Source organism: Parafrankia discariae (assembly GCF_000373365.1).
GTDB lineage: Bacteria > Actinomycetota > Actinomycetes > Frankiales > Frankiaceae > Parafrankia > Parafrankia discariae.
Genome location: NZ_KB891252.1, coordinates 190125 through 215530, shown reverse-complemented (window position 1 = coordinate 215530; position 25406 = coordinate 190125). Strand labels below are relative to the sequence as shown.

The window sequence follows — 25406 nt, the reverse complement described above, 5'->3', positions numbered from 1 at the left end:
TAGGGGCCACTATCGGGGCGTGTCCCCTGGATCACTCTTCGACCCGTTGGCCGACGCGTACGACCAGGCCCGGCCGGGCTATCCGGATCAGCTCTTCGCCGATCTGGAACTGCTCGCCGACCGGCCCGTCGCCGGCGCCGGCGTGGTGGACGTGGGCGCGGGCACGGGGATCGCCACCAGGGCCATGATCGCCCGGGGTGCCTCGGTGCTGCCCGTCGAGCCGGGCCCGGTGATGCTCGACCGGCTGCGGCGGCGGACCCCGGACCTGCCCGTGGTGCGCGGTGACGGGGAGGCGCTGCCGTTGCGCGCCGCCGCGGCGGATCTGGTCACCTACGCCCAGGCCTGGCACTGGGTGCGGGTGCCCGTGGCGGCGGCGGAGGCGGCCCGGGTGCTGCGTCCAGGCGGGGCGCTCGCCGCGTGGTGGAACGACGTCGACGCCGACGACTTCCACTGGTACCAGCGCCAGCAGGATCGGCTCGAGGCGATGAGCCCCGGCTACACCAGGGAGTACCGCAACCGGCCGTTCGCCGACGAACTGCGCTGGACGGGGCTGTTCGCCGAGGTGGCGACCGTGACCTGCCGGTGGCACCGGGAGCTGGACCTCGACCACTACGAGACGTGGCTGCGCTCCAAGTCGTACGTCGCCGCGATCGGCGACCGGCTGGAGGACTTCCTCGCGGCCGAGCGCCGCTCGCTGCTGCGCTCGTTCCCCGACGGCCGGATCATCGAGCCGTTCCGGACGTTGCTGGTGGTCGCGCGCGTCCCCTGACTCGCCGGTGATGCCGGCGAGGTGAACCGGTGATGTTCGCAAGGTGACTTCGTGCAGGTCGCGGCGCCGTGATGCTCTCTTGGCGTCGGACGGTCGGGCCGTTGGTGAACACCTTTCGTAGTCGTCCAACTCCTTTCGGATCCTTTAGAAACGCGTCAGAAGTATGCGACTGGAAGTCTGATATGGGGCTTCCGCTATCGTCGTGCGCGTTCGTCGGGTTCTGACCGACTCGCCCGTGCCGCCGCATGGCCGGGCGCGCCGGTCCTGATCCGGTCCATGGGGGTCGGGCACGGCGGGGCGGCCCGCGGCCGGACGGCGGTCCAGGGGTCTGCCGGGTGCTCGCACCCGGTCGCCACGTGCGTCCCTGGCTGGAGGAGGGACGCACGATCGTGAGAGCCGGTTCGCTTCCGACGACCGACGGCCTGCCCGGGGCCAGGCGGGTGCAGTCGACCCCGCGCCCCCCGGCCGGGCCAGCCGTGACCCGGCAGCCCACCGACGCGGAGGCGACGGCGGCGGCGAAGTTCTCCTACAACCCGGCGCTCGACGGTCTGCGCGTGATCTGCATCTACATCATTCTCGCCGGCCACATGGGCGCCGTCCACGCCAGCAACGTGGCCGTCGACATGTTCTGCGTGCTCAGCGGGTTCCTGATCACGACCCTGCTGCTCGCCGAGCAGGCCCGTACGGGCACCGTCTCGATCGGGCGTTTCCTCGTCCGGCGCGCGTACAAGCTGATGCCGGTGATGTGGGTCTACATCCTGGTGGGCCTGGCCATCACGGTCGCCTTCAAATGGGACGACATTCCCTACCGTGACGACTTCGTCAAGAGCGCCCTCGCGACGTTCTTCAACGTCAACAACCTGTACAAGGTCGAGAACCCGCTGGGCGGCGGGCGCTGGCTGCCCCACGTCTGGTCGCTGTCGATGGAGGAGCAGTTCTACCTGGTCTGGCCGTGGATCTTCCTGCTCTTCGTCCGTTCCGCGAAGCTGCGCCCGTACCTGTTGACGTTCCTGATCGCCTCGATCGGCCTGATCATGGGCTGGACGTACACGATGGCCGCCAACGGGGCCCCGCGCAGCCGGGTCTACCTCGCGCCCGACACCCACATCGCCCCGCTGCTCATCGGCTGCCTGGTCGCGGTCTGGCGGGACAACCGGTTGCGCGCGCTGGCCACCCCGGTGACCGGCCGGCCGGCCGGCGCGGCCGAGGGCGGCGGCAAGGGCGGCACGAAGGACGGCGGCCGGAAGGCCGCGACCGGAGCCCACACCGCGGCGACCGCCGCCGCCGTCGCGCGCTGGACGAGCGGACGGCGACTGGCCGCTCTCGGCCTGCCCGCCGGCGTCGTGCTGTTCCTGCTGGCCTTTCTCGGGCCGAACAAGGACCTTCCGGATCCGAACTGGATCGACTACGGGGCCTACGTGCCGAGCGCGGCGCTGGGGGCGCTGCTGATCATCGGCGCCGACGTCAACCGGGACGCCCGGTGGGTGCGGCTGCTCGGCTCGCCGAAGATGGCCTGGACCGGAAAGATCACCTACAGCATCTACCTGTGGCACTACCCATTCATCTCGGCCGCCGCCGGCCAGCTCGTGCCGCGGATCGGGCTCTGGCCGTCGGTGGTCGCGGCCGCCATCGGCACCACGATCACGGCCTACTTCTCGAACCGCTTCATCGAGAAGCCGATCATCGCGCGCCGTCCGAAGTGGGCGAACACCCCACGCGGCCCGGCCCGTCCCGCCACCGGCGCGGGCCCGGCCGGCGCCCCCACCCCGGCGCCCGCCAAGGCCGGCCCGCGGGAGCGGGACCTGTCCGAGCTGCCCGAGTCGCCGGAGCTGGAACCGGTGCTCGCCGGAGTCGGTACCGGTGCCGCCGGCGCCGAGCAGGGGGACGGGCGCGGTGGCCGGAGCGGCTCGCCGTCCCGGCCGGGAGACTGGTCGGACGGCGACGTCGACTGGGTGGACGAGGGCTACCCGGGCCGGGGCGGCCCGGCCGGTCCCGGGCCGGGACCGGGGCGGGCCGGCTACGCCCACGGTCCCGACTCGCAGCCGATGCCGGCCGTCGCCCACCAGAGCGGGCCGCGCGCCGGTGAGGTGGTCTACGACCGCACCGACGGCCCACCCGTGTACGAGCACGGGCCGGCGGTGGGCGCGGCGCACGCCGGCGGATTCGAGCCGACCCCCATTCCGGACTGGGCGGCCTACCCGGCCCTCAACCGCGGCCCCGGCGCCGTTCCGGACCCGGGGCCGGGGCCGGCCATGGGTGCTCTCCGGCCGGGTTCGGCGGCGCCGATGGGCGGCGACACCATGAACCTCCACCTGCCCGCCACGTTCGACCCCGGCGCGCCCCCCGGCCGCGGGACCGGGCCGCGGGCCGGCCACGACCGCCCGGGCCGGCCGGCGGATCCCGCCGGACCCGGCCGTCTGCCCGGTGTCGCCCACCCGGCCGGCCACGGCCACACCCCCGCGCCGGCGTACGGCCCGGGGAACGGGCACGGCCCGGCGCATGGTCACGGACCCTCGCACGGCCACGGCCACGGCCCGGCCTACGGGCGGGGCTCCGGGGAGAGCCGGGGCCCCGGGCACGACCCGGGCCCCGACCGTTTCCGCGGCGCCGGACACGGCTATGCCGGTCAGGGTGCCCACGCCGGTCAGGGCGCGCGTGCCGGCCAGAACGGCCCCGCCGGGGACGACGCGCTCGAAGCCGTCCGGGATCCGCGCGCCGGGCGCGAGACCGCCGAGCCCGACCCGCTGTTCGGCCCGGTCCCGGGCTCGGGCCGCGACTGGTGAGAGCGGTGGGACGTCCCGAGCACCCCGGGTCATAACCTTCATCGGCGTGGCCGCCGTCGGATGCGGCGGACACCGGAGTGAAGGGAAGTGTTCGGTGGCGGGTTCGAGCGTTGTCGCGATCGTCGGGGCCGGGCGGCTCGGCGGCGCCCTGATGTCCGGGCTGCTGCGGGCGGGGCGGACGCCGTCCGAGGTCGTCGCGGCGGAGCGTGACCCGGGCCGGGCCGCCGAGATCACCCGGCAGTACGGCGTCGAGGTGGTGGATCCCGCCGCCGCGGCGGCGAAGGCCGGCGTCATCGTCCTGGCGACCAAGCCGCAGGACATGGGCGCGGTGCTCGCCCAGCTCGGCCCGCACGTCGCGCCCGGGACGCTGGTCGTCTCGGTGGCGGCCGGGATCACCTCGGCGTTCGTCGCCGAGCGGCTGGCACCGGGCACACCCGTCGTGCGGGTGATGACGAACACGCCGCTGCTCGTCGGCGAGGCGATGTCGGCGGTGTGCGCCGGGCCCGGCGCCGGCGACGAGCACGTCGCCGCGGTCGAGGAGATGCTCCGGCCGGTCGGCCGCGTCGTCCGGGTGACGGAGGCCCAGCTCGACGCGGTCACCGCCCTGTCGGGCAGCGGCCCGGCCTACTTCTTCTACCTGATCGAGGCGATGATCGAGGGCGGTGTGCTGCTGGGCCTGCCGCGTGCGCTGGCGGCCGAGCTCGTCGTGCAGACGGCGGCGGGATCCGCGCGCATGCTGGCCGGTTCCGACCCTGGCTCCGACCCCGGCTCCAGCGCCGATTCCGGCTCCGGTAGCCCGGATGGCGCGGGCGGGGCCGCCGCCGAGCACCCGTCGCTGCTGCGGGAGGCGGTCACCTCGCCCGGTGGGACGACCGTGGCCGCGCTGCGGCAGCTTGACCGCGGCGGGGTGCGGGCGGCCGTCCTCGACGCGGTCGAGGCGGCCTGGGCGCGGTCCCGGGAACTCGGCGCCTCCTAGCCCCGTCCCGCGCCGGCCGGGATCGGCGCCGGCCGGGATCCGCACCGGTCGTCTTGCCGGGGGGTTCCGGCGGGTAGGCTCGCTCGGAAAAACCTCGTCAACAGATCGGTCGGGTACGTGGGTTCCGTAATCAAGAAGCGTCGCAAGCGTATGGCCAAGAAGAAGCACCGCAAGCTGCTCAAGCGGACGCGAGTCCAGCGCCGTAACAAGAAGTAGCGGCGGCGGGCCGGCGGACGCCGGGGCGGCACGGATCAAGGGGCGCGGATCCCGGACGTGCCGCCGCGTCGTCGGCGGGTCCCTTCCGGCTGCCGCGGTTCCCGCTGTTTCGCACGGTTCCCGCTGTCAGGCCGTCGGTGCCGCTGTCAGGCCACCGTTCCGGCGGGCTGGGTAACAGACCTGTTTCACGCTGTGTGCTCGTTCGTGCTGTCCTGGTGACCGTATGGCAGGCTGGTCGCGCGGCCGGCAACGACGCCGTCCGGGCACAGGGGGTCACATGGGCAGCGCGTGGATCACATTCATGTCCGACTACGGGGTCGACGGCGCCTGCGTCGGCGTCTGTCACGGGATCATCGCGCGGCACGCGCCGGACGCCCGGGTCCTCGATCTGTGCCACTCCATCGCGCCGCAGGACATCGGCCAGGCGGCTGTGACGCTGGTCGGCGCGGTCAGCTACCTGCCGAAGGGGATCCACCTCGTCGTCGTCGAGCAGCTCGACGCCAGCGGCTACACCCGGGGTGTGGTGGCCCGGGCCGCGGACGGATCGACGTTCGTCGCGCCGGACAACGGCGTCGCCTCGCTGGGCTGGGAGGCCCTCGGCGGTGTCGAGGAGGCCTACGAGATCTCCAACCCGGACCTCTGGCTCCCGCTGCCCACCGCCGTCTTCCGCGGCCGGGACGTCTACGCCCCGGTCGTGGCACGGCTCGCGACGGGCCTGCCCCCGGCCGACGTCGGCCCCAGGATCGACCCCGGGGAGCTGGTCGTCGTGGAGCCACGGATGTGCCACGTGGACGACGACCACGTTCACGGCGAGGTCGTCTCGGTGGACCACTTCGGGAACCTCTCGCTGAACATGACCAGGGCCGAGCTCGAGGCCGCCGGCATCCTGCTCGGGGACAGGGTGGAGGTGCGGGCCGACGGACGGCTGCTCACCATGCCCTTCGCGCACACCTACGGCGAGGTCCCGCCCGGTGAGATCGCGCTGTGCGAGGACGCGCTGCGCCAGGTGATGATCGCGGTGAACTGCGGCCGGGCGGCCGAGGTGCTGCGCCTGCGTCGCGGGGACGCCGTCGTCGTCGCCCAGGTCCCCCGGGACGGCGTCCGGATCCCGGTGAGCGCGGCGCGCGGCCTCGTCTGACACGGCTGGCATTTGGGCGTTGTGCGGCGTCCGGCCGATGTTTTGTCGCTCTCCGTATCTGTGTGGCGGGATTGAGGTTACGCTACGCAGCGATAGGGGTGGTGCGCGGCGTACGATGACCGCGCGAGGCCAGCCGCTGGCCGAGTCGGTAGGTCCTGCCGGGGAGGCGACCATGAGGCCACGTCGCGTGCTTGTGACAGGGGTGTCGCGTCCGCTGGGCGCCGAGGTCGCGGCCGCGCTCGCGGCCGACCCCGAGATCGTCGACGTGGTCGGGGTCGACACCATCGCCCCGACGGCGGATCTCGGCCGAACCCAGTTCGTCCGGGTGGACATCCGCAACCCGCTGATCGCGAAGGTCATCTCCACCGCCGACATCGACACCGTCCTGCATCTGAGTGTGCTCGCCACGCCGCTCGGCGCCGGCGGGCGCACGGCGATGAAGGAGATCAACGTCATCGGGACGATGCAGCTCCTCGCCGCCTGCCAGAAGACCCCCGGGGTCAAGAAACTGGTGGTGAAGTCGACGACGTCGATCTACGGCTCGTCGCCGCGCGACCCCGCGCTGTTCACCGAGGAGATGGAACCGCGCGGCCTTCCCGGCGGCGGTTACGCCAAGGACGCCATCGAGGTCGAGGGGTACGTCCGAGGCTTCGGCCGGCGGCGCCCCGACATCGCCGTGACGGTGCTGCGCCTGGCGAACGTGCTCGGCCCCGGAGTGGACAGCGCGCTCGCGCGGTACCTCGACCTGCCGCTGGTCCCGACGGTCCTCGGCTTCGACCCGCGGATCCAGCTGCTGCACTCCGACGACGCGATCGCTGTGCTCCTGAAGGCCACCCGGGAGACCCACGCCGGCACGTTCAACGTGGCCGGGGACGGCGTGCTCCTGCTCTCGCAGGCGATCAGGCGGGCCGGGCGGCCGCCGTTGCCGGTGCCGTTCCCCGCGATCGGCTCGCTGGGCAACATCGCCCGCCGGCTGCGGCTGGTCGACTTCTCCTCCGAACAGCTCGGGTTTCTCGCGCACGGACGCGCGGTGGACACCACCAGGCTCAAAGAGGTGTTCGGATACGTTCCTCAGTACACGACCGTCGCGACGTTCGACAGCTTCGTCCAGGACCGCGGACTGCGGTTCACCATCGACCACGAGCTGGTCTCGCGGGCGGAGCACGGCCTGCAGGGCGTGCTCACCCGCCGCCGGCGGCTCGGCACGTCCTGATGGGCACGCGCGACGCCAGTTCGGGGAGAGGGGCCCACGTGCCGATGCCACCGGATGGCCGCGCCGGTCCCCCGGGAGCGGCCGGTGTTCTGAACGGCTCGAGCGGTCCGAACGGTGCTGGCCGTCCACGTGATGCCGGCGGCGCCGCCGAACGCCCGCGCGGTGCTGACGCCGTCGACGGTCCCGGCGGGGCCGCGGGTGCCGGCACCGGGGCGGGTCCCGGCGACGGGGCGGATCCCCGTGACGGGGCGGTCGGGTCGCCGGCCGAGCCGGTCTCGGACGCCGGTGAGCTGGAGCGGGTGCTCGCCGAACTGCTCGCGTTCCTGCGGCGCCGCATCACCGGGGACTACACGGTGGACGAGCACGGCTTCGACCCCGACCTGACCGAGCACATCGTGGCGCCGCTGCTGCGCCCGATCTACCGGAACTACTTCCGGGTCGAGACCCGGGGCCTGGAGAACATCCCGGACAAGGGCGGGGCGCTCGTCGTCTCGAACCACTCGGGGACGGTGCCCCTCGACGCGCTGATGACCGCGCTGGCGATCCTCGACCACCACCCGGCCCACCGTCACCTGCGGATGCTGGCCGCGGACCTGGTGTTCGCCCTGCCGTTCCTCGCCCCGCTGGCCCGCAAGACCGGCAACACCCTCGCCTGCCAGGCGGACGCCGAGCGTCTGCTGGGCGCGGGGCACCTGGTCGGGGTGTGGCCGGAGGGCTTCAAGGGCATCGGCAAGCCGTTCAGCGACCGTTACAAGCTTCAGCGGTTCGGCCGCGGCGGCTTCGTCTCCGCGGCGCTGCGCACCGGGGCGCCGATCGTCCCGTGCACGGTCGTGGGCGCCGAGGAGATCTACCCGATGGTCGGCAACGCCAGGACCCTGGCGCGGCTGCTGGGGCTGCCCTACCTGCCGATCACGCCGACCTTCCCGTGGCTGGGGCTGCTGGGGCTCGTCCCGCTGCCGAGCAAGTGGATCATCGAGTTCGGTGAGCCGGTGGACACCACCGAGTACACGCAGGCCGCGGCCGAGGACCCGATGCTCGTCTTCGAGCTCACCGACCGCATCCGCGAGACGATCCAGCACACGCTGTACGGCCTGTTGATGCAGCGCCGCTCGGTGTTCTTCTGATCGCCGCGGCCCGACGGGGACGCGGGAGCCGCGGAAGCCCCGCGGACCCCGTCGCCCTGAGAGTCAGGTGCCGCCGTAGCGGCGGCGCAGCGCCATGCCGGCCGCGACGCCGCCGCCGAGGGCACCGATGCCGGCGGCCGTCGGGATACCGACCTTCATGGCCTTGCGGGCCGTCCGGAAGTCCTTGATCAGCCAGCCGCGCTCCTTGGCGACGGCGCGCAGGTCCGGATCCGGGTTGATGGCCACCGGATGGCCGACGAGGGACAGCATCGGCAGGTCGTTCACCGAGTCGGAATAGGCCCAGCAGCGGGACAGGTCGAGGCCCTCCCGCTCGGCCAGCGCCTGCACGGCCGCGCCCTTGGCCGGCCCGTGCAGCGGCTCCCCGACGAGGTGGCCGGTGTACTTGCCGTCCGCCACCTCGCTGACGGTGCCCAGCGCGCCGGTGAGGCTCAGCCGCCGGGCGATGATCGAGGCCAGCTCCACCGGGGTGGCGGTGACCAGCCAGACCCGCTGCCCGGCGTCGAGGTGCTGCTGGGCCAGGGCGTGCGTGCCCGAGTAGATCTGCTGGGCCATCCGCTCGTCGTAGATCTCCTCGCCGTAGCGGACGATGTCCGTGACGCTGCGCCCGGCGACGAAGGCCAGGGCCGCCTCCCGGGCGTCCCGCATCCCGTTCGGGTCCTCCAGACCACGCAGCCGGTAGCTGACGTGCTGCCAGCCGAACTTCAGCAGGTCCCGGGAATCGAAGAAGTCCCGGGCGGCCAGCCCGCGGGCGAAGTAGAAGATGGACGCGCCGGCCATCATCGTGTTGTCGACGTCGAAGAAGGCGGCGGCGGACTCGTCCGGCGGGGCCTTGGCCACTTCCTCGGCGGCCACCTTCAGCGCGGCCGTCGCCGCCGCCTCCGCGGCCTCGCGGCCACCCAGGTGATCCTTGCGTCGTCGCACTCTCATGGTCATCTCCGTGCCGGTCCGGTCGCCGTCGCCGGTGGCCGACCGGCCCGGTCGTGGCCACGCCCGCCGACATCCGGAGCGAATCTGGTTGCCCGGCCGCGTCGAGTGCCGCGCCGTGTGGCCACCCTACGACCCGCGGCGCCGCGGGGACCGCATGGTGGGCCACCCGTGGCCATCCGGTGCGAACGACCGGTTACCGCGAGCGGCTGGTCGGTGCGCGTGGTTGGTCGGCGCGAGCGGCCGGTCGCCGTCTCAGTCGGTGCGGGCCATGGGCAGGTGCCGGGCCAGCGCCCGCACGGCCCGCAGCTGCAGCGCGCGCACCGCGCCCTCCTTCTTGTTCATCGCCCGCGCGGTCTCCCGGACGGACAGCCCCTCGAGGAACCGCAGGGTGACGCACTCTCGCTGCTCCGGCCCCAGTGTCCCCAGCGCGTCGAGCACCTCGCGGACGTCCAGCGCGGCCAGCACCGCGTCCTCCGGGCCGGGGACGGCGGCGCCCGCCCCCGGGCGGCCGTCGGCCGCCGCGAGCAGGTCGGCGGTCGGGAACTCCAGCCGGGCCCGGCCCGAGCGGGCGAGGTCCACGATGTGGTTGCGGGCGATGGTGACCAGCCAGGCCCCGATGTCGCGGCCCTGCCACTCGAAGGTCGAGATCCGGGTCAGCGCCCGCAGGAACGTCTCGGAGACCACGTCCTCGGCGACCGCGCGGTTGCCGCCGACGCGGTAGTAGGCGTAGCGGTAGATGAACTCGGCGTACCGGTCGTAGATGAGGCCGAAGGCCTCCCGCTCCCCGCGGGTCGCCCGGCCGACGAGGTCGGCCTCGCCGCGCGGGTCGGGCAGGCCCAGGCCATCCGCGGGACCGTCGGTGAAGGGGTGGACGTCCTCGGCACCCGGCCCCGCCGGTTCGACGCGGGTGGAGTGCGCGGTCGCCGTCCGGGCGGTGGCCATCGCGGCGCCCAGCAGCACCGGAAGCAGGCCGAGCAGCCCGGTCCGGTGAACCCGGGCGATCTCCGCGCGCAGCACGGCGATGCCGGCGGCCAAGGGATCGTCGGGGTGGGACGGCGCGGCGCGGGACGGCGCCGGGCGGGACGGCGCGGCCGCGAGAGCCCACCGCGTCGCCGGGGGAGTCCGGCGGGGCACCGCCGGGGGAGCCCACCGCCCCGCCGCCGGGGCGAAGGCCAGTCGCGCCGCGGCCGGAGCGAGGGCCCACCACGCCACCACCGGTGCCGCCGGCAGGGTGGCCGGTGCCGCGGGCAGGCGCATGCGGGCTCCCGAACATGGACGTCGCGGGCGGTCGCGATCTTCGCGGGCGAGGGTGGCGAGGCGGGTCGGGTCGGGTCGCTGCCGTGGATCTCGACCGACCTGCCGTCGTGGCGCGGTGACTTCTCGTGTTCTCCTGGTGGCGGGTGGTGTTTTGGTGCCGGCCGGCGGGCGGAGGATGGCCGGACAACGACTCCACCATAGTCGTCGAGTAGCTGGCTGTAGCTGTTTGCGTGGCGGTGGGGGCCGGGGGCCGTACCGCGGCCCGGGCCGCCGGCGACCGGCGGGGCGGCCCCCGAACGGCGGTATCCCTGTCATGACGGGCGACTATCGTCGCTGGGATGACCGAGGCCACCGTCGGAGAGTCCGGGCCCAACCGTGAACTGGGCCCCCAAGGGGCCACATCGACCCCCGCGCATGTCGCCGGTGACCACGTCGCCGGCGGTGCCAGTGCCGCCGGCGGTGCCAGTGCCGCCGGCGGTGCCAGTGCCGCCGGCGGTGCCAGTGCCGCCGGCGACGACGGCGCGGCGCCCGGCGTCCGGATCACCCTGCTCACCCGGGTGGGCTGCCACCTGTGTGACGACGCGCGCCGGGTGATCGAGCGGGTGAGCGCCGACATCGGGGCCGGCTGGCGGGAGCTCGACGTCGACGCCGACCCGCGCACGGCGGACACCTACGGCGACCGGGTGCCGGTGATCCTGGTCGACGGCCGGGAGCACGGCTACTGGCGGGTGGAGGAGCAGCGGCTGCGGCGTGCGCTCGCCGGCGACCGGTGGTCCTGGCTGACCGGCAGGTCCGGTGGCTCAGGGCGGGCCGGCCGGAGCCCTGCCTCGGGAACTTCGTGAATCCCTTCACGAAGTCGTAGACTCGACGGGTCCGCAGACGCGGTCGTCGGCCGTGGTGACCGCTGGGCCGGGCACGCCCGCTCGGCCCGGGCCGGCATCCCGGCCGGCTTCGGGGTCGGTGCCGGTACAGCCGCCGGGCCGCACTGTCGAGCAACGTCGGGAGCCGCGGATGGGTCAACCTCGGCGGGGTGCCGGGCGGGTGCCGGGGCGGTCTCCGGTGCCCGAGGCGACGGTGGCCAGGTTGCCCCTCTATCTCCGGGTGCTGACGGCACTCGGTGAGCGCGGCCTGCACACGGTGTCATCGGACACGCTCGCCGCGGCCGCCGGTGTGACGTCGGCCAAGGTCCGCAAGGACCTCTCCCAGCTCGGCTCGTACGGCACCCGCGGAGTCGGCTACGACGTGGGTGTGCTCCTCGAATGCATATCGGCCGAGCTCGGCCTGACCGAAGACCGCTCGGTCGTCCTCGTCGGCGTGGGTAACCTCGGGCATGCACTTGCCGGATATGGCGGCTTCCATGCCCGTGGGTTCCGTATCGCGGCGTTGGTGGACGCCGATCCGTCCAGGGTGGGTGAGCGGGTCGGTGAGGTCGTCGTTCGCCCGGTCGACGAGCTGGAGGCGGTCATCGAGGACTGCCAGGTGACCATCGGCGTGATCTCCACGCCGGCGGCCGCGGCGCAGAGCGTCTGCGACCGCCTCGTGGCAGCGGGCGTGACCAGCATCCTGAACTTCGCCCCCACGGTGCTTTCGGTGCCCGAGGGAGTGGATGTGCGTAAGGTCGACCTTGCCCTGGAGCTACAGATTCTCTCCTTTCACGAAGCGCGTAAACGTCCGTCGTCAGGCCGGGCCCCCGGCGCGGGGGGCGTGGTGGTCGGCGATCAGCCGGGGTCGGGCGGGTTCGTGGATGACGAGGCTGGTGAGGTCGTGCGGATGACCCGTCGGATGGTGCCACCGTCATCACGGGTGGCACCGTCACCCCTGGCACAGCCGGTGGCGCGGCAATCGCGGCCGGCGCAGGTGCCGGAGGTGCCGATGCCGGCCGCCACGCGCAGGGGTGAGGCGCAGTGAGCCTGCTCGCGGTGGGCCTGAACCACCGGACGGCCCCCACCTCGTTGCTGGAGCTCGCCGCGGTCTCCGCCGACGACGCGCCGAAGGTGCTGCACGACCTCGTCGCCGCGGATCATCTCAGCGAGGCGGTGCTGCTCTCCACCTGCAACCGCACCGAGATCTACGCCGAGGTGGAGACCTTCCACGGCGGCCTGGCCGACATCTCCGACCAGCTGAGCCGGGTGTGCGGGGTACCGCTGACCGATCTCGCCTCGCACCTGTACGTCCATCACGAGGCGCGCGCGGTCAGCCATCTCTTCTCGGTGGTCTGCGGCCTCGACTCGATGCTGGTCGGCGAGACGCAGATCCTCGGCCAGGTCCGCGCGGCGTTCCGGCTGGCCCAGGCCGCGGAGGTGACCAGCGGCACGCTCGCCAACCTGTTCCAGACCGCGCTGCGGGTCGGCAAGCGGGCCCACACCGAGACCTCCATCGACGCCGCGGGCGCCTCGATCGTCTCGGTCGGTGTCCGGATGGCCGCCTCCGACCTGCACGCCCGCCGGCCGGACGCCCTCGTCGAACCCGTGGCGGGCCCTGGTCGCGACCCGGGTGACGCTGTGGAGGCACTGCTGCGTCCCGAGCTGACGGCGCCGGTCGAGGTGGCCGGCCCCGCCCCGCTCGCCGGGGCCCGAGTGCTGATCATCGGGGCCGGCGCGGTCGGCTCACTGGCGGCCCAGACCGTGCGCCGGGCCGGCGCCGGTGACGTCGTCGTCGCGAACCGGACGGCGACCCGCGCGGCCCGGGTCGCCGACCTGCACGACGCCCGCGCGGTCGGGCTGGCCGAGATCGCGCACGAGATCGGCCGCGCGGATCTCGTGATCTCCTCGACCGGAGCCGCCGGGCTGGTCGTCGGCCACGACGCGGTGCGCGCCTCGCTGGCGGGCCGTGGTGCTCGGCCGCTGGTCTTCCTCGACCTCGCGCTGCCGCGCGACATCGACCCGGCGGTGCGCGAGCTCCCCGGGGTGACCCTGATCGACATCGAGGCCCTGCGGGTCGCCCTGGACGGGGCGCAGGTGGCCCACGACGTGGAGGCCGTGCGGGCGCTCGTGGCCACCGAGGTGGCCGGGTTCCTCGACCGGCGGCGCGCCGAGCGGGTCGCCCCGACCGTGGTGGCACTGCGGGCACACGCGGCGGCGGTGGTGCGCGACGAGCTGGACCGGCTGCGCACCCGCCTGCCCGACCTTGACAACCGTGAGTGGGACATGGTCTCCGGCACGGTGCGGCGAGTCGTCGACAAGCTGCTGCACGCGCCCACGGTGCGCGTCCAGCAGCTCGCCGAGGCGCCTGGCGGTGACTCCTACGCCGAGGCCCTGCGCGAGCTCTTCGACCTCCCGCGTGACGTGCCGGCCATCGTCTCCGCCCCTGACCTGGATCTGGTGGAGAGAACGTGACAGTGACCCGAGGGCCCGAGGCACGAGCAGACGCGACGCCGGCGACGCGGCCGCTGCGACTGGGCACCCGGCGTTCCGCGCTGGCGCGGGCCCAGTCCGAGCAAGTGGCCGAGACGCTGCGGAGCCGACTGAACCGGCCCGTGGAGCTCGTCCTGATCGTCACCGCGGGTGATCAGTCGCAGGCGGCGATCAGCCAGATCGGCGGAACGGGCGTGTTCGTCAGCGCGCTGCGCGACGCGCTGCTCGCCGGTGAGATCGACCTCGCCGTCCACTCACTCAAGGACCTGCCGACGGCCACCCCGGACGGGCTCGTCCTGGCCGCCGTCCCGCCGCGGGTCGACCCCCGGGACGTCCTCGTCTCGCCCAGCGGCCGGCGGCTGCGCGAGCTGGGCCCGGGTGCGCGGGTCGGTACGGGCTCGCCGCGGCGGGCCGCCCAGCTGCGCGCGCTCGGCTACGGCTTCGAGGTCGTCCCGATCCGCGGCAATGTCGACACCCGCATCAAGAAGGCCATCGACGGCGAGGTGGACGCGGTGGTGCTCGCGCATGCCGGCCTCGACCGCCTGGACCGCCTGGACGCGGTCACCGAGATCATCCCGTCCGAGGTGATGCTGCCCGCTCCCGGGCAGGGCGCGTTGGCGATCGAGTGCGTGCGCACCCGGACCGGCGGCGGATCAGCGGCCGGCTACGGATCGGTATCCGGCGGTGGACCAGTTCACGGCCAGGCCGGACCAGATACGGGCCAGGGCGTCGATGAGGGACTCGCCAAGCTGCTACGGTTTGTGCTCGACGACGCAACGTCCTCCGTCGCGGTCCGAGCCGAGCGCGCCTTCCTGGCGGGCATCGAGGCCGGTTGTACCGCTCCGGTGGGTGCTCTGGCCCACGTGCTTTCGGGTAGCGACGCACACATGGTCGCGGGCGGTGACGATGCGCCCGCCGTGGGTGAGATCAGCCTGCGGGCGGTGGTCGCCGCGCCGGACGGAAGCAGGTTCCTGCGGCGCGAGCTCACCGGTTCTGCCGTCGACCCGGAGGCGCTCGGGCAGCGCCTCGCGGACGAGCTGTTGTCCGCCGGAGCACACACGCTGATGGGAACAAGCTGAGCATGGCCACCCGACGTACGAAGAAGCCCGTGTCCCCGGTCGCGCTGGTGGGCGCCGGTCCCCGTGATCCGGGGCTGCTCACGGTCCTCGCCGTGGAGACCCTCGCCGCTGCCGACGTGGTGGTCGCCGACCCGGACGTACCGTCCGAAGTGGTCGAGTCCCTGTCCGCCGAGGTGCTGTGGATCGGCGACCTCGACGCCCCGAAGCCGGTGCGTGACGCGGAGGCCGCGACCGCCGCGGTCGTCACCCGGGCCCGGGCCGGGGAGAAGGTCGTCCGTCTTTACGCCTCGGACCCGTGGCTGACCCGGATCGGCGCGGCGGACGCGCAGTCGCTGGCCAAGGCCAAGATCCCCTACCGGGTGGTCCCCGGTATCTCGACCTCCGCCGCCGTCGCGACCTACGCCGGCGTCGCGCCGGGCAGCCCGGTCACCTTCGCCAGCACGTCGGGTGTCTTCTCGTCCTCGGGCTCGGTCGCCTCGGCCTCGCCGTTCGGCGTCGGCGACCCGGTCGGCCCGCTCAACCCGCCCCCCTTCGGGGCGTCCCGTCTCGGCGGCCGGTCGATGCCGAGCCTGGGCGGCGGCCCGCTGGGGGTGGGCGGCGGCTTCGGCGCGCCCCTCGGCCTGGGCACCCCCACCGGCTTCGGTGGTCTCGGTGTGTCCCTCACTCCGGGCGACGTCGACTGGGGCGCGCTCGCGCAGGCCCCCGGCACGCTGATCGTCACCGCCGGCCCCACCGAGATCGGCAAGGTCGCGACCGCGCTGGTCGAGCACGGCCGCCCCGGCGACACCCCCGTCGCGGTCACCGTCGACGGCACGACCACCGACCAGCGCACCGTCGCCTCGACCCTCGACCGGATCGAGGCCGACGTCGCGCCGATGCTCAACGCCACCGCGAACCCGCCGAACGAGGTCATCATCTCGGTCGGCCCGGTCGTCGCGACCCGGGCGAAGCTGTCCTGGTGGGAGACCCGCGCCCTGTTCGGCTGGACGGTGCTGGTGCCCCGGACGAAAGAGCAGGCGGCGATCCTCTCCGACTCGCTGCGCGCGCACGGCGCGAGCCCGTTGGAGGTGCCGACGATCGCCGTCGAGCCGCCGCGCACGGCGGCGCCGATGGAGCGCGCCATCACCGGGCTGGTCTCCGGCCGTTACCAGTGGGTCGCGTTCACCTCGGTGAACGCCGTCAAGGCGGTGCAGGAGAAGGTCGAGGAGCGCAGCCTGGACGCCCGTGCCTTCGCCGGGGTCAAGGTCGCCGCGATCGGCGAGGCCACCGCGGACGCGCTGCGCGCCTTCGGTATCCGCCCCGACCTGGTGCCCGCCGGCCAGCAGTCCAGCGAGGGCCTGCTCGAGGACTGGCCCGAGTTCGACGACTCGCTCGACCTGCTCGACCGGGTCCTCCTGCCGCGCGCCGACATCGCCACCGACACCCTCGTCGCCGGCGTGAAGGACCGCGGCTGGCAGGTGGACGACGTCACCGCCTACCGGACGGTGCGCGCCGCGCCGCCGCCCGCGCCGATCCGCGAGGCCCTCAAGGGCGGCCGGGTCGACGCCGTGGTCTTCACCTCCTCCTCCACGGTGCGCAACCTGGTCGGGATCGCCGGCAAGCCGCACGAGACCACGGTCATCGCGGTGATCGGCCCGGCGACGGCCGCGACCGCCCAGGAGCTCGGCCTGCGGGTCGACGTCCAGGCGGCCGAGGCGTCGATCCCGTCGCTCGTCGCCTCGCTGGCGGAGTTCGCCGCCGAGCACCGCGAGGAGCTCGGCAAGGTCGGCCCGCTGGCCGCCAGGCTGCCCAAGCCGCGCCGGGGTTCCCGGCGGTGAGTGCGGGGCCCGCGCGGTCGGCCGCCGGTTTCCCCGTGGCGCGCCCGCGGCGGCTGCGCCGCGGGACCGCGCTGCGCCGGATGGTGGCCGACGTCCGGCTGCACCCCGCCGATCTCATCCTGCCGATGTTCGTCCGGGAGGGCGTGACCGAGCCGGTCCCGATCTCCTCGATGCCCGGCGTCGTGCAGCACACCCGTTCCTCGCTGCGCAAGGCGGCGGCCGAGGCGGCCACGGCCGGCGTCGGCGGGATCATCCTGTTCGGCGTGCCCGAGCACAAGGACGCCCGCGGCTCGTCCGCCGACGACCCGGCCGGCATCGTCCAGCTCGCCCTCGCCGACCTGGTGTCCGAGGTCGGCGGCGACACGGTGATCATGGCCGACCTGTGCCTGGACGAGTACACCGACCACGGTCACTGCGGCCTGCTCACGGCCGCGGGCGAGGTGGACAACGACGCGACCCTGGTCCGCTACGGCGAGATCGCGCTGGCCCAGGCCGCCGCCGGGGTCGAGATGATCGCCCCCAGCGGCATGATGGACGGCCAGGTCGCGGCGATCCGCGCCGCGTTGGACGGCGGCGGCCACACCGACATCCCGATCATGGCCTACTCGGCGAAGTACGCCTCGGCGTTCTACGGGCCGTTCCGGGAGGCCGCCCTGTGCGCCCCCCAGTTCGGCGACCGGGCCGGCTACCAGCAGGATCCGGCTCGCTCGGCCGGCGAGGCGCTGCGCGAGGTGGCGCTGGACCTGGCCGAGGGCGCGGACGCCGTGATGGTCAAGCCCGCCCTGGCCTACCTGGACGTCCTGCGCGCGGTCGCCGACTCGGTGGACGTGCCGGTCGCCGCCTACCAGGTCTCCGGCGAGTTCGCGATGGTCGAGGCCGCCGCGGCCAACGGCTGGCTCGACCGCGACCGCGTCATCATGGAGACCCTCACCGCCATCCACCGCGCGGGCGCCGACATCATCCTCACCTACTGGGCGACCGAGATCGCGCAACGGCTGTCCTCCCACCGCTAGCCGCCAGTCCGGGCGAGACGACGCGTGGCGGGTGAGTGAGCCCGCGGGCTCACTCACCCGCCACGTCAGATCGGCGTCGAAGCCCGGGCCGCGGCCAGGGCCTTGGTCAGAGGCGGCCGGTCAGGGTGTAACCGGCCTCCTCGACGGCGGCCTGGATGGCGGCGTCGTCCAGCTCGCCGGTGCTCGTCACGGCGACCCGGCCACTGGGAGCGTCAGCGTCCACGGACGTGACCACCGGCAGCCGCGAGATCTCCTCGCTGACCGCCGCGGCGCAGTGCCCGCAGGTCATCCCGGTGACGCTGTAAGTGGTCACGATGCTGGTGACGGACATGGCGACGCCTCCTCGCGATGCTTTCGTCCGAGCGATTCCCGATACTCACCGAACCCTACGCTCATACCCTCCCCCCGTAGGGTTCACCGGCGCGTCGCCCGGCCCACAGGGGGAGACCGCGAGGTTCCAGGACGACGGGGACCGTCAGAGCGAGCGTTGGTAGGCGCGGAAGGCCCGGGTGGCCAGGGCGGTGGCGGTGAGGGCGGCGGCGGCCAGGGCGGCCACGCGCCAGCCGGCCAGTGCCCAGTTCGGGTCGGCCGTGATGCTCTCCCGGGCGGCGGAGACGGCCCAGTCCAGCGGGTTCGCCAGCGCGATCGGCCGGATCCAGCCGGGCAGCAGGTCGCGGGACATCATCGCCGTCGAGAGGAAGGTAAGCGGCAGCGCGAGGAAGTTGGTCGCCGCGACCAGTGACTCCTCCCGGCGGACGAGCAGTGCCAGCGCCATGGACAGCGCGGCGACCACGGTGCCGAGCGCGATCGCGACCAGGACCAGGACCAGGACCAGGAGTCCGACGGCACCGCCCCCGTAGTCGGTTCCCAGCGCCCAGCCGAGCAGCAGGATGATCACGGTCTGCGCGGTCGTCATCAGGGCCTGGTAGGCCAGACAGCCACCGATGATCGCCCAGCGGCTCGCCGGGGCGGCGAGGATGCGGTCCATGACCCCGCGCTCCATGTCGGTGATGAAGCCCATCCCGGCCCAGCCGGCGCTGAAGAACGCCGACATCATCACCACGCCCGGTGTCAGGTAGTCGAAGTAGGAGTCGTCGCCGAATCCGGGTATGTCCGCGATTCCGCGGAACAGCGACCCGAAGAGCGGCAGCCACACCACCGCCTGGACCAGGCTGATCGACAGGTAGGCCGGCTGGCGCAGCAGCGCGCGCACGTTGCGGAGGAAGAAGGCGGAGAGCTGCCCGCCCCCGGACACCCGGACCGGTCCGGCGCTCCCCGTCGCCGGGCCCGTCAGCACCGAGCTGTTCATCGGGCGTCCTCCCGCATGCGGCGCCCCACGTGACGCAGGTAGACGTCGTCCAGGGAGGGCCGGGCGATCGTCGCCGACGCCACCGCCAGCCCGGCGCCGTCCAGCGCCGCGATGATCGCCGGCAGGGCCGCGGCGCCGCCGGACACCCGGCTGCGGACCCGTCGGCCCTCGACGGCCACGTCCAGCACTCCGGGGACGGCGGAGAGGAGCTCGCTCACCCGGGTCGCCTGCTCGGCGCCCTCGGCACTCCCGGCGCTCCCGGCCGCCCGGCCGTCCGACGGGTCGCCCGGCGGGTGGGCGGCGAGCTCGAGGTCCACCGAGTCGCCGTGCAGCTCGCCGCGCAGCGCGTCGGGGCTGCCCTCGACGACCACACGCCCGCCCTCGACGATCGCGACCCTGGCGGCGAGGCGGTCGGCCTCCTCGAGGTAGTGCGTGGTCAGCAGGATGGTCAGCCCGTCGGCGGTGAGGTCGGCGATCTCCCGCCACATGGCCGACCGGGCCTGCGGGTCCAGGCCCGTCGTCGGCTCGTCGAGGAACAGCACGGCCGGTCGGTGGACGAGGCCGATGGCGACGTCCAGCCGGCGCAGCATCCCGCCGGAGTAGGTGCGGGCGAGCCGGTCGGCGGCCGGGCCGAGGTCGAAACGGTCGAGAAGCTCGTCGACCCGACGGGTCAGCCGGGGGCCGCCCAGCCCGTACAGGCGGCCCTGCAGCCCGAGGTTCTCCCGGCCGGTGGCGTCGAGGTCCGCGCCGGACTTCTGGGTGACCAGGCCGATCGACCTGCGTACCAGGCCGGGATCGCGCCGGACGTCGTGACCGGCGACGCTGGCCGTGCCCGAGTCCGCGCGGGACAGCGTGCTGAGGATCTTGACGGTGGTCGACTTGCCGGCCCCGTTCGGCCCGAGCAGGCCGAACACCGTTCCCGCCGGAACCGTGAACCCGATGCCGGCCAGGGCCGGGACGGGCCGGGACCCGCGTCCGCGGCCGGGGTAGGACTTGTGCAGGTCGGCGACGGTTATCGCCGCGGTCGGGCCGGTCGGGCCGGTCGGGCCCGCGGCCCCCCGGGGTGTCGCGCCCGCGGCGGGTACGGCGGTCGCGTCGGACGGTGCTGCCATTCGATGTCCCTGGTGGTGATGCCGCCCGGTCGGGCGGCGGGCCCAGGCCGGCCGGGTGATCCCGGTGCGGCCGCTGTCAGGGCGTGCGCCGACCGCGTCCGGCCCCTGTCCGGGGCCGGACGCGGTCGGCGCCGCCGTTCGGGGCGAGCGGAGCCGGCCTTGCCGCGTACCAGGGACGGTTATCGTCGACCTGGGAAGGTGTCCGGTACGCGCGGTGGAGACACCGCGAGGTCGGGCGCGCTCGCCGGGCGGGTCCCCGGCGCCGGTGTTGCCGCACCGGCGCCGGGGACCCGTCGTCACGTCGTCATCGTGACCCCCCGTCGGTGGCGTCGCCGCCGCCCTCGATCGCCGCGGGCTGGCCGGAGAGCGTCTCCATCTCGGCGAGCAGCGCCGGTGTCAGCTCGCCCCACCGGCCTCCGGCGATCTTCTTCTTCGCCGCGGTGACCAGCGCGTCCATCTCCTCCGGCCGGGTGGCGTCGACGTGGAAGACGTCCCAGAGCTCGATGCCGTCCAGCTCGCGGGTGGTGATCGAGGTGATGAGGGCGTCCACGAAGCGCAGCTCGGCGTCCCGCAGGGCGTCGACGTACTCGCCCTCCAGGCGGAAGATCCGGGGCAGGTTCTCGACCTTGGCCAGCCGCGCGGTGGCCTTCGCCGCCTCCGCCTCCTCGAGCAGGCGCTGCCGCCGCTCGCTCAGCATGCGGACGGCGTCGTCCACCGGCAGCACGGGAAGCAGCGAGAGGGCAGCCTCGAAGCGGGTGTACTCCTTGACGGGAGTGCTGACGAGCTCCGCCATCCAGTCGTCCAGCTCGACCTGCCCGGCGTCGGTGATCGCGTAGATCGTCCGCTCCGGGCGGCGGCCCTCACGCACCGTCCTGGTCGCGACGATGCAGCCGGCGCGCTCCAGGCTCTCGACGACCGTGTAGAGCGAGCCGAAGTTGAGCTTGATGCTGTCGGCCTTGCGCCGCTCGCGCAGCGTCGTCGAGATCTCGTACGGGTGCATCGGCCGCTCGTTCAGCAGGGCCAGGACGGCCAGGGCGAGCGGATTCGACATCCTGCGCCGGGCCATGGGTCCTCCGACATCCATCCGCGGCGGGCGTTTTCGGGCTGCTTGGTGCCGATTACTCGTCGCCGAGTATCAGGGTTCGGATGGCTGAAGGTCAACCTCCGTTCCCGGGGCGGTGGGGGAGTCGGGCCGGTGGCCCGTGTGGGGAAGGTCGCCTAGGACAACCGCGCCTATCGATCATCGGGGTGGTCGGCGGCACCCCGGGCCCGGTTCCGGCATTATCAGGACATTCACCGGGCCCGCAAGGTCCGCCGGGCGACCGCCGAGTGCGCGGCGGGGGCATACCATCGTCACTGGCGGCCAAGCAAGACCCGGGCCGGTGAACGCTCAGGGTCTGGTTCGTCCCCGGTGCTCAGGCACCGGGTCGGGACGAAAGTTGGTAACCGGGAGCCGCCGCCGGTGGGCGGCCGGGGCAGACCCCCGTCCGCCGGCGGCCTCGGTCGGTGCCGACCTTCCCGCGCCAGCCCGGTGCCGGGCGCGGTCCCGCGGCGAGACCTGCGAGGATCGGGGCATGGTGGTTCCGTCTACCGCACCCGCATCCGATGATCTCTTCCGGCGGGCCCAGCGGGTCGTCCCCGGCGGGGTGAACTCGCCGGTGCGTGCCTTCCGCGCCGTCGGGGGCACGCCCCGCTTCATGACCTCCGGGTCCGGCCCGCGGCTCGTCGACGCCGACGGCCGTACCTACGTGGACCTCGTGTGCTCCTGGGGTCCGATGATCCTGGGCCACGCCCATCCCGACGTGGTCCGGGCGATCACGGCGGCCGCCGCCCTGGGCACCAGCTTCGGCACCCCCACCCCCGGCGAGGTCGAGCTCGCGGAGCTCATCGTCGAGCGGGTGGCCCCGGTCGAGCAGGTACGCCTGGTGAACTCCGGCACCGAGGCGACGATGAGCGCGATCCGGCTGGCCCGGGGGTTCACCGGACGTCCCACGGTCGTCAAGTTCGCGGGCTGCTACCACGGGCACGTCGACGCGCTGCTCGCGTCGGCCGGCTCCGGGGTGGCGACCCTCGGCCTGCCCGACACCCCGGGCGTCACCGGCGCGGCGACCGCCGACACGATCGTCCTGCCCTACAACGACCTCGCCCTGGTCGAGGCGACCTTCGCCGAGCGCGGCGACACGATCGCGGCGGTCATCACCGAGTCGGTGGCGGCGAACATGGGGGTCGTCCCGCCGCTGCCCGGCTTCAACGCCGGCCTGCGCCGGCTGTGCGACGCCCACGGAGCCCTGCTGGTGTTCGACGAGGTGATGACCGGGTTCCGGGTCTCCCGCGCCGGCTGGTGGGGCCTGGAGGGCGCGGTGGAGGGCTGGGTGCCCGACCTGTTCACCTTCGGCAAGGTGATGGGCGGCGGCCTGCCGGCCGCGGCCTTCGGCGGCCGGGCGGACGTGATGGCCCGACTGGCCCCCGCCGGCCCCGTCTACCAGGCCGGCACCCTCTCCGGGAACCCGCTCGCGGTGGCCGCCGGGCTCGCCACGCTGCGCGCCTGCACCGACGAGGTCTACGCGACGGTCGACGCGCGCGCCGCCGACGTCGCCGGCATCGTCTCCACCGCCCTGAACGAGCAGGGCGTCCCGCACCTGCTGAACAGCGCGGGTTCGCTGTTCAGTGTGTTCTTCACCGACGCGACGGCGGTCATCGACTACGCCGGCGCGAAACGGCAGGCCAGCGAGCGCTACGCCGCCTTCTTCCACTCCATGCTCGACGCGGGGGTCTACCTGCCGCCGTCGGCTTTCGAGGCGTGGTTCGTCTCGGCGGCGCACGACGACGAGGCGGTCGAGCAGATCGCCGCCGCGGCACCGGCGGCCGCCCGGGCCGCCGCCGCGGTGGGCGCGCCGGTCGCGGTCGGCGGGGGAGCCGAGTGAGCGGGCACCGCACCACCGGGTCCCGCAGCACCGGGCCGGAGGTCACCACCGTGCACCTCGTCCGGCACGGCGAGGTGTTCAACCCGAGCAAGGTGCTCTACGGCCGGCTGCCCGGCTACCGGCTCTCCGAGACCGGCGAGCGGCAGGCCAAGGTCACCGCCGAGTACCTGGCCGGCTTCGACGTCGCCGCGGTGGTGGCGAGCCCGCTGGACCGGGCGCGGCAGACCGCCACCCCGATCGCCGAGGCGCACGGCGTGCCGTTGCAGGTCGACCCGCGGCTGATCGAGAGCCGCAACGCGTTCGAGGGCCGGACCTTCGAGGCGGGCCCGGCGGTGTTCCGCTATCCGGCGATGTGGAAGCTGCTGCGCAACCCGCTGACGCCGTCCTGGGGCGAGCCGTACACGGAGATCGCCGGGCGCATGCTCGGCAGTGTCGCCGAGTGGCGGGACGCCTATCGGGGCCGGCACGTCGTCCTGGTCAGCCATCAGCTTCCGGTGTGGATCGCCCGGCGCGCGCTGGAGGAGCAGCACCTGTGGCACCGTCCGGACCGGCGGCAGTGCGCGTTGGCGAGCGTCACCTCGGCCGTCTACGTGTCCGGGGAGCTCCTCCGGGTGGAGTACAGCGAGCCCAACGGGCCCACCGCCAACGCGCCCGGCTCCGTCGGCGCGTGAGGGCCGCCCCCGACCGCGCCGGATGATCCATCCTGCCCTGCGCCCGCTGCGGTGCCCCGTCTGCGTGGCGCCCCTGGCCGACCCGGCCGGGTCGGCGGGCCCGGCGGGCCCGGCAGGCGCTGTGCGGTGTGCCGCGGGGCACTCGTTCGACGTCGAGCGGTCCGGCTACCTGAACCTGCGCACGGGCCGGGCCCGCCGGGTGTCCGGCGACACGGCCGAGATGGTCCAGGCCCGGGTCGACTTCCTCGGGCGTGGCCACTACGCGCCGCTCACCGCCCGCCTGGTCCAGCTCGCCACCGCCCAGGCGGTGGAAGGGAATCCACCCGGCGCGCCCGAGGTCGTGCTGGAGATCGGCGCCGGCACCGCCCACCACCTCGCGGCCGTCGTCGACGCGGCGCCGCGACGGTTCGGGATCGCCGTGGACGTGTCGAAGTACGCGCTGCGCCGCGCGGCCCGCGCCCATCCGCGGATCGGCGCCGTGGCCTTCGACGTGGTCGACCGCTGGCCGCTGCCGGACGCGTCCGTCGACGTCCTGCTGGACGTCTTCGCGCCGCGCGACCTCGCCGAGATGCGCCGGCTGCTGCGGCCCGGGGGCACGCTGCTCCTGGTGACTCCCGGCGAGGGCCACCTGGCGGAGCTGCGGGAGCCGCTCGGGCTGGTCGGCGTCCAGCCCGGCAAGCGGGAACGGCTGGCGGACGAGCTGTCCGGCCGGTTCGACCGGCTCGCCGCGGAGACGCTGACCCGCACCCTCCGGCTCGGCGTGGACGAGGCCGTCGACGTGGCTCTCATGGGCCCCACCGGGCACCACACGGGCCGGCCCGAGCTGCACCGGCGCCTGGTCGCGGCGTGGCCCCCCGGCCGGGCCACGCTGGACGTCACCGCCTCCTTCGTCCTGCACCGCGCGACCGTCGGCCCCACGGCCGCCCAGCGGTAGAACGAAGATCACGGCCATCCCCGGCCGGCCGGGTCGAAGGTCCCGGGACGGATGTCCGGGGCCTGCGCGGCCAAGCCCTGACGCGTGCGGCACACGGGGCACCTACTCTGGAGGGCGTAGTTCTACGCTTGGTCGTAGAAGGTCGGCGGCGCCGAAGGGAGCGGGCTCATCCTGGGCTGGGAGCGGGACACTGGGCGGGGACGCCGCGTGATGGCCGTGGTCGCCGTCGCACTGCTGGTCGGCGGCGGGCTCGCGGCCTGCTCGGCGAACGCGAGCAAGGTCGACGCCACGGGCGGCGGGGGCTACGGATTCGTCCAACAGGCACCCGGGCAGGACTTCGTGCCCGCCGCGGACCGCCGGGAACCGCCGGCGATGGCGGGCAAGACGCTCGACGGGAGCCAGCTCGACCTCGCCGCGCTGCGTGGCAAGCCCGTCGTGGTGAACTTCTGGGCCTCTTGGTGTGCCCCTTGCCGGGCGGAGACCCCCGGTCTCGTCACACTCGCCGGCGAGAACCCGGCCGTCGCCTTCGTCGGGGTGAACGAGAAGGACAACGCCTCCAGCGCGAAGGCGTTCACCCGCGACTTCAAGGTCGGCTACCCGAGCGTCGTCGACCGGCTCGGCACGCTGGCCGCCGGCTGGCCGGTCGCCCCGGGCCTGCCGTCGACCTTCGTGCTCGACGCGAACGGCCGCATCGCCGCGCGCTTCACCGGCGGCGTGCTGCCGGCGGAGCTCACCACCGTGCTCGACCGGCTCCGGACGGAGGTCTGAGC

23 protein-coding genes are annotated in these 25406 nt (G+C 74.1%); 17 read left to right on the top strand and 6 right to left on the bottom strand.

Translation table 11 applies throughout. From position 1 onward, the window contains the following. The first annotated feature begins 19 nt into the window (after window positions 1–19). The 7 genes from B056_RS0128375 (at window position 20) to B056_RS0128350 (ending at window position 8219) form a co-directional block, all read left to right on the top strand. On the top strand, window positions 20–769 hold the full coding sequence (locus tag B056_RS0128375; protein WP_026240238.1) for a class I SAM-dependent methyltransferase: 750 nt from the start codon (window positions 20–22) through the stop codon (window positions 767–769). A 389-nt stretch (window positions 770–1158) separates the two neighbouring features. Further along, the gene (locus B056_RS0128370; RefSeq protein ID WP_035753090.1) at window positions 1159–3552 is read left to right on the top strand and encodes an acyltransferase; all 2394 of its coding nucleotides are present in this window, start codon (window positions 1159–1161) and stop codon (window positions 3550–3552) included. A gap of 94 nt (window positions 3553–3646) precedes the next feature. After that, window positions 3647–4528 carry a pyrroline-5-carboxylate reductase gene (gene proC / locus B056_RS0128365; RefSeq protein WP_018505221.1) on the top strand — a complete coding sequence of 294 codons (882 nt, stop codon included), beginning with the start codon at window positions 3647–3649 and terminating at the stop codon, window positions 4526–4528. A 117-nt stretch (window positions 4529–4645) separates the two neighbouring features. Then, window positions 4646–4744 carry a 30S ribosomal protein bS22 gene (locus tag B056_RS41155; protein ID WP_003948845.1) on the top strand — a complete coding sequence of 33 codons (99 nt, stop codon included), beginning with the start codon at window positions 4646–4648 and terminating at the stop codon, window positions 4742–4744. A 301-nt stretch (window positions 4745–5045) separates the two neighbouring features. After that, complete coding sequence (locus tag B056_RS0128360) at window positions 5046–5882, top strand: SAM hydrolase/SAM-dependent halogenase family protein (protein ID WP_020572755.1); 837 nt, start codon at window positions 5046–5048, stop codon at window positions 5880–5882. A gap of 172 nt (window positions 5883–6054) precedes the next feature. After that, window positions 6055–7095, top strand: coding sequence for an NAD-dependent epimerase/dehydratase family protein (locus B056_RS0128355; RefSeq protein WP_026240237.1), 1041 nt, complete (start codon window positions 6055–6057; stop codon window positions 7093–7095). A gap of 38 nt (window positions 7096–7133) precedes the next feature. Further along, complete coding sequence (locus B056_RS0128350; protein WP_018505218.1) at window positions 7134–8219, top strand: lysophospholipid acyltransferase family protein; 1086 nt, start codon at window positions 7134–7136, stop codon at window positions 8217–8219. Window positions 8220–8282: 63 nt separating this feature from the next. Here the strand turns inward: B056_RS0128350 and B056_RS0128345 are convergent, their stop codons facing one another. Then, window positions 8283–9167 carry an HAD family hydrolase gene (locus B056_RS0128345; protein WP_026240236.1) on the bottom strand — a complete coding sequence of 295 codons (885 nt, stop codon included), beginning with the start codon at window positions 9165–9167 and terminating at the stop codon, window positions 8283–8285. A 252-nt stretch (window positions 9168–9419) separates the two neighbouring features. Continuing rightward, complete coding sequence (locus tag B056_RS38315; protein ID WP_018505216.1) at window positions 9420–10424, bottom strand: sigma-70 family RNA polymerase sigma factor; 1005 nt, start codon at window positions 10422–10424, stop codon at window positions 9420–9422. A gap of 338 nt (window positions 10425–10762) precedes the next feature. Here B056_RS38315 and B056_RS44900 point away from each other — a divergent pair, with 338 nt between their 5' ends. The 6 genes from B056_RS44900 to hemB all read left to right on the top strand — a co-directional run bounded on the left by B056_RS44900 (window position 10763) and on the right by hemB (window position 17686). Beyond that, window positions 10763–11266: a glutaredoxin family protein gene (locus B056_RS44900; RefSeq protein WP_018505215.1), complete on the top strand. Its 504-nt coding sequence runs from the start codon at window positions 10763–10765 to the stop codon at window positions 11264–11266. A 169-nt stretch (window positions 11267–11435) separates the two neighbouring features. After that, window positions 11436–12332 carry a redox-sensing transcriptional repressor Rex gene (locus B056_RS0128330; protein ID WP_026240234.1) on the top strand — a complete coding sequence of 299 codons (897 nt, stop codon included), beginning with the start codon at window positions 11436–11438 and terminating at the stop codon, window positions 12330–12332. Next, entirely contained in the window at window positions 12329–13759 is a 1431-nt protein-coding gene (locus B056_RS0128325; protein ID WP_018505214.1) for a glutamyl-tRNA reductase, read from the top strand. The genes B056_RS0128330 and B056_RS0128325 overlap by 4 nt, the downstream gene beginning before the upstream one ends. Next, window positions 13756–14856: a hydroxymethylbilane synthase gene (gene hemC / locus B056_RS0128320; protein ID WP_026240233.1), complete on the top strand. Its 1101-nt coding sequence runs from the start codon at window positions 13756–13758 to the stop codon at window positions 14854–14856. The genes B056_RS0128325 and hemC overlap by 4 nt, the downstream gene beginning before the upstream one ends. Window positions 14857–14858: 2 nt before the next feature. Beyond that, window positions 14859–16673, top strand: a complete 1815-nt coding sequence (locus B056_RS0128315) for a bifunctional uroporphyrinogen-III C-methyltransferase/uroporphyrinogen-III synthase (protein WP_018505212.1) — start codon at window positions 14859–14861, stop codon at window positions 16671–16673. Continuing rightward, window positions 16670–17686, top strand: a complete 1017-nt coding sequence (hemB, locus tag B056_RS0128310; RefSeq protein WP_018505211.1) for a porphobilinogen synthase — start codon at window positions 16670–16672, stop codon at window positions 17684–17686. Before B056_RS0128315 ends, hemB begins: the two co-directional genes overlap by 4 nt. 106 nt (window positions 17687–17792) lie before the next feature. Here hemB and B056_RS0128305 read toward each other — a convergent pair whose 3' ends face one another. From B056_RS0128305 to B056_RS0128290, 4 genes are all read right to left on the bottom strand, one after another. Then, a complete protein-coding gene (locus B056_RS0128305; protein WP_018505210.1) occupies window positions 17793–18017 on the bottom strand; it encodes a heavy-metal-associated domain-containing protein in 225 nt (74 codons plus the stop codon). A gap of 144 nt (window positions 18018–18161) precedes the next feature. Beyond that, complete coding sequence (locus B056_RS0128300; protein ID WP_018505209.1) at window positions 18162–18995, bottom strand: ABC transporter permease; 834 nt, start codon at window positions 18993–18995, stop codon at window positions 18162–18164. Further along, on the bottom strand, window positions 18992–20107 hold the full coding sequence (locus B056_RS0128295) for an ATP-binding cassette domain-containing protein (RefSeq protein WP_018505208.1): 1116 nt from the start codon (window positions 20105–20107) through the stop codon (window positions 18992–18994). The genes B056_RS0128300 and B056_RS0128295 overlap by 4 nt, the downstream gene beginning before the upstream one ends. Before the next feature lie 304 nt (window positions 20108–20411). Beyond that, a complete protein-coding gene (locus B056_RS0128290; protein WP_018505207.1) occupies window positions 20412–21173 on the bottom strand; it encodes a PadR family transcriptional regulator in 762 nt (253 codons plus the stop codon). Window positions 21174–21681: 508 nt separating this feature from the next. Here B056_RS0128290 and hemL point away from each other — a divergent pair. From hemL to B056_RS0128270, 4 genes are all read left to right on the top strand, one after another. After that, window positions 21682–23031: a glutamate-1-semialdehyde 2,1-aminomutase gene (gene hemL / locus B056_RS0128285; RefSeq protein WP_026240232.1), complete on the top strand. Its 1350-nt coding sequence runs from the start codon at window positions 21682–21684 to the stop codon at window positions 23029–23031. Next, window positions 23028–23702: a histidine phosphatase family protein gene (locus B056_RS0128280; RefSeq protein WP_018505205.1), complete on the top strand. Its 675-nt coding sequence runs from the start codon at window positions 23028–23030 to the stop codon at window positions 23700–23702. Before hemL ends, B056_RS0128280 begins: the two co-directional genes overlap by 4 nt. Before the next feature lie 22 nt (window positions 23703–23724). Continuing rightward, window positions 23725–24636 carry a methyltransferase domain-containing protein gene (locus B056_RS0128275; protein WP_018505204.1) on the top strand — a complete coding sequence of 304 codons (912 nt, stop codon included), beginning with the start codon at window positions 23725–23727 and terminating at the stop codon, window positions 24634–24636. A gap of 210 nt (window positions 24637–24846) precedes the next feature. After that, window positions 24847–25404, top strand: a complete 558-nt coding sequence (locus tag B056_RS0128270; protein WP_020572752.1) for a TlpA family protein disulfide reductase — start codon at window positions 24847–24849, stop codon at window positions 25402–25404. The last annotated feature ends 2 nt before the right edge of the window (window positions 25405–25406 follow it).

Coding starts and splice junctions, on each gene's coding strand:
- B056_RS0128360 (WP_020572755.1), top strand. CDS start 5,046: ATGTCCGACTACGGGGTCGACGGCGCCTGCGTCGGCGTCTGTCACGGG.
- B056_RS0128355 (WP_026240237.1), top strand. CDS start 6,055: ATGAGGCCACGTCGCGTGCTTGTGACAGGGGTGTCGCGTCCGCTGGGC.
- B056_RS0128345 (WP_026240236.1), bottom strand. CDS start 9,167: ATGAGAGTGCGACGACGCAAGGATCACCTGGGTGGCCGCGAGGCCGCG.
- B056_RS38315 (WP_018505216.1), bottom strand. CDS start 10,424: ATGCGCCTGCCCGCGGCACCGGCCACCCTGCCGGCGGCACCGGTGGTG.
- B056_RS44900 (WP_018505215.1), top strand. CDS start 10,763: ATGACCGAGGCCACCGTCGGAGAGTCCGGGCCCAACCGTGAACTGGGC.
- B056_RS0128330 (WP_026240234.1), top strand. CDS start 11,436: ATGGGTCAACCTCGGCGGGGTGCCGGGCGGGTGCCGGGGCGGTCTCCG.
- B056_RS0128315 (WP_018505212.1), top strand. CDS start 14,859: ATGGCCACCCGACGTACGAAGAAGCCCGTGTCCCCGGTCGCGCTGGTG.
- B056_RS0128305 (WP_018505210.1), bottom strand. CDS start 18,017: ATGTCCGTCACCAGCATCGTGACCACTTACAGCGTCACCGGGATGACC.
- B056_RS0128300 (WP_018505209.1), bottom strand. CDS start 18,995: ATGAACAGCTCGGTGCTGACGGGCCCGGCGACGGGGAGCGCCGGACCG.
- B056_RS0128295 (WP_018505208.1), bottom strand. CDS start 20,107: ATGGCAGCACCGTCCGACGCGACCGCCGTACCCGCCGCGGGCGCGACA.
- B056_RS0128290 (WP_018505207.1), bottom strand. CDS start 21,173: ATGGCCCGGCGCAGGATGTCGAATCCGCTCGCCCTGGCCGTCCTGGCC.
- hemL (WP_026240232.1), top strand. CDS start 21,682: ATGGTGGTTCCGTCTACCGCACCCGCATCCGATGATCTCTTCCGGCGG.
- B056_RS0128275 (WP_018505204.1), top strand. CDS start 23,725: ATGATCCATCCTGCCCTGCGCCCGCTGCGGTGCCCCGTCTGCGTGGCG.
- B056_RS0128270 (WP_020572752.1), top strand. CDS start 24,847: ATGGCCGTGGTCGCCGTCGCACTGCTGGTCGGCGGCGGGCTCGCGGCC.